The sequence below is a fragment of the Pseudomonas sp. SbOxS1 genome (genome assembly GCF_013416725.1).
Taxonomy (GTDB): domain Bacteria; phylum Pseudomonadota; class Gammaproteobacteria; order Pseudomonadales; family Pseudomonadaceae; genus Aquipseudomonas.
In genome coordinates this window covers 1-680 of sequence record NZ_JAAVXC010000092.1, presented here as the reverse complement: position 1 = coordinate 680, position 680 = coordinate 1, and the positions used below count along the sequence as shown (strand labels likewise).

The 680-nt window shown below is 68.2% G+C and carries 1 pseudogene; it reads right to left on the bottom strand.

From position 1 onward, the window contains the following. Nucleotides 1-287: 287 nt before the first annotated feature. A pseudogene (locus tag HFK74_RS32955) lies at nt 288-680 on the bottom strand (hypothetical protein); the annotation flags it as partial.

The window sequence follows — 680 nt, the reverse complement described above, 5'->3', positions numbered from 1 at the left end:
CCGCGAAGGCCAGACCACGCTGGTCGGCTCGGTCAAGTAGCGCCCTTCCCCGCCGTTCAGGCTGGATCCGCGAGGTTGGTTGCTGTTGCGTCGGCACAAGCTTGCGTATCGCCGCCGCAATGTGGCCCGCACGAAAAGGCCACTCAGGCATAGACCGGCCCAGGCGGCGCTGCAGCCCCGGCTGGTTCCTTGTGGCGCTTGTCCATTCCCGTTGAACAGCAATGCAGATCCATTCCGGAAACGGTCGCCTCTATCCGCGATAGCGAACTTCGCTCAGCGATGGTGCGTCATGCCGCCTGTGCCATGCGCTCGGAGGCGATGCGGTAGGAGATCGCTTCCGCAAGATGGATGCGCCCGACCGTCTCGCTGGCGTCGAGATCGGCGAGCGTGCGCGCCACCTTGAGCACACGGTGGTATGCGCGGGCGGAGAAGCCGAGCTTTTCGCTGGCCTCCCTGAGCAGCGAAAGGCCGGCGGCGTCGGGGGCGGCGATGTCCTCGATCAGGCCGGCGGCGCATTGGGCATTGGTGGTGGCATTGGTGACGCCGCGCGCCTCGAGGCGCTCCCGCTGGATCGCGCGGGCCCGGGCGACGCGGGCCGCGACCTCGGCGCTGGCTTCCGACTTGCCGGGCCTGATCAGGTCGGCGGCGGAAACCGCGGGCACCTCGATGCGCAGATCGAT